The following is a 1,904-nucleotide window of genomic DNA, read 5'->3' as shown; positions in this document are numbered from 1 at the left end:
TAAACCTTGCCGACGTTTGTTTTTGTGGCTGATATTTAATTTCTTACACCATCTTTTGCTGGATATCAACAGAGTCGTATGAAATTAAACACAGAAAACTTAGAACCGAATGCCATTTACCATATTTACAACAGAGGTATCAATGGTGAAAACATCTTCAAAGAAGAAAAAAACTACTTGTACTTTTTGCAGCGTTATGCACACCATATTACGCCTATCGCTGATACGTACGCCTATTGTTTATTGAAAAATCATTTTCATATAGCCTTGAAAATAAGGAGTTTAGAAGAGATAAAAGTATTTTATAAAAACAAGTTTCCAGAGAAAATAAGCATACCACCAATTTCTCGCATTATTAGTCAACAGTTTGCATCACTTTTTAATGGTTATGCACAAGCAATTAATAAATCCTATAACCGCACAGGAGGACTTTTTGAAGAACCTTTTAGGAGAATTTTGATTGATAATCAGTCTTACTTAGCTGAACTGAATTTTTATATTCATAATAATCCAGAAAAACATGGATTTGTGAAAGATTTTAGTGACTATCCTCATTCATCATATCATTCACATTTACATACAGCTGAAACTAAATTAGAAAGGGAAGCAGTTTTGAATTTATTTGGTGGGAAGGAGAAGTTTAAAGAGTTTCATACTAATAATCAAATGCTACGAAACTTAGATAAATTTATGATTGAGTTTGATTAATTTTTTCGAAAAACAAAAACGTCGGCAAGGTTTCAAACCTTGCCGACGTTGCATCCTGACGTTAGAAATGCCATCAAGGCTCTTTCCGAAGTTTCTTAAATTTCTCCCTCAATCTATTCATAAACTCATCACCCGGGTCAGATTTTACAGTTTGGTAGTTTGGGTCAGTTTCTTTCCAGATTTTTGAGCCTTTAAACTTTGTATATTCATGATGCCCAATGAGGTATTTTATTTTATATTTCTTCTGTAATTGTTTGATTAATAGGTAGTTGGCTCGGAATTGTTCTTCTGTCAACGGGTTTTTACTGCCATCTCCTACGTTTTCTATACCTATTGCACAATAGTTAAGTCCGATTACGTGGCGAGCCAAAAGTGTATCGGGCATTAGATGATAAACTGTTCCGTCTCTATCAATCAGATAATGTGCTGAAACATTGAGTTGGCTGGCGTTTTGTAACTCTTTGCGGGCGTTCGGTAAGGTTGGAGAATTGAAGGCAAAAAACGATTTCTCGAAGGTTGGAATAGCAGTCCAATGCACCACAACCACTTTAGGGCAAATAGTTGGTTGAGTTTGCTCAATTCCGTGGCGTTGTTTGAGATATTCCAACGATAACGCAATGCGAGTTGAATCCCAGATGATTGGCTTTTCAACAATCTTTAGCTTTTGCCCGAATGACTGCAATGCTGCGAGCAGCAATAAAACTATCAACGATTTTCTCACGGCTGTTTTTTAGCGATTTTGTTATGAATAGCAGGAATTTGTAACATCGCCGCCGAGCCATACCAAGGGTGCAATTCCATCATCAATGAGCCAGCCTTAATTGCTGGGTCGGTTTCGCAGAGTTTCTGGGCTTCTTCAATCGTTTTTACATCAAAAACATAGATTCCTTTCAAGTCAGTATTGTCAGTAAAAGGCCCAGCAACTACCAGTTTTCCTTCATCGGCTAAACGCCCGATATTGGCCATGTGTGCTTTTTGGAGGTTTGAAGCCGTAACGGAATCAATCATCCAGCGGCGTGGACCTCGCTTCAGCAAGGCCATCACGTAGTTTTTCATGCCATATTCATCAGCACCCAGTTGTACGGCTAAAACACTATCAATGCCCGAACCAGCTTCGGTTGTATCGACTTGCACTACTCGTTTTTTCTCAGGAACTAAACAGCTATATGACGCCGAAGCAATGGCTACGAATAAGA

3 protein-coding genes are annotated in these 1,904 nt (G+C 38.0%); 1 reads left to right on the top strand and 2 read right to left on the bottom strand.

The window, feature by feature from the left end; translation table 11 throughout:
• Positions 1–78: 78 nt before the first annotated feature.
• Positions 79–708 carry a transposase gene (locus tag ACOVO2_RS20995; protein WP_421771865.1) on the top strand — a complete coding sequence of 210 codons (630 nt, stop codon included), beginning with the start codon at positions 79–81 and terminating at the stop codon, positions 706–708.
• Between the two features lie 73 nt (positions 709–781).
• On the opposite strand, the gene ACOVO2_RS20990 is transcribed toward ACOVO2_RS20995, so the two are convergent.
• Together ACOVO2_RS20990 and ACOVO2_RS20985 are read right to left on the bottom strand one after the other, a co-directional pair.
• Entirely contained in the window at positions 782–1,429 is a 648-nt protein-coding gene (locus tag ACOVO2_RS20990) for a peptidoglycan recognition family protein (RefSeq protein ID WP_421771864.1), read from the bottom strand.
• Positions 1,426–1,890, bottom strand: a complete 465-nt coding sequence (locus tag ACOVO2_RS20985) for a YciI family protein (RefSeq protein ID WP_421771866.1) — start codon at positions 1,888–1,890, stop codon at positions 1,426–1,428. Before ACOVO2_RS20985 ends, ACOVO2_RS20990 begins: the two co-directional genes overlap by 4 nt.
• Positions 1,891–1,904 lie beyond the last annotated feature (14 nt).

The sequence above is a fragment of the Emticicia sp. genome, from assembly GCF_049241225.1.
Taxonomy (GTDB): Bacteria; Bacteroidota; Bacteroidia; order Cytophagales; family Spirosomataceae; genus Emticicia.
The sequence above is the reverse complement of the archived record's forward strand: the minus strand, read 5'-3'. Positions and strand labels throughout refer to the sequence as shown.

Coding starts and splice junctions, on each gene's coding strand:
- ACOVO2_RS20995 (WP_421771865.1), top strand. CDS start 79: ATGAAATTAAACACAGAAAACTTAGAACCGAATGCCATTTACCATATT.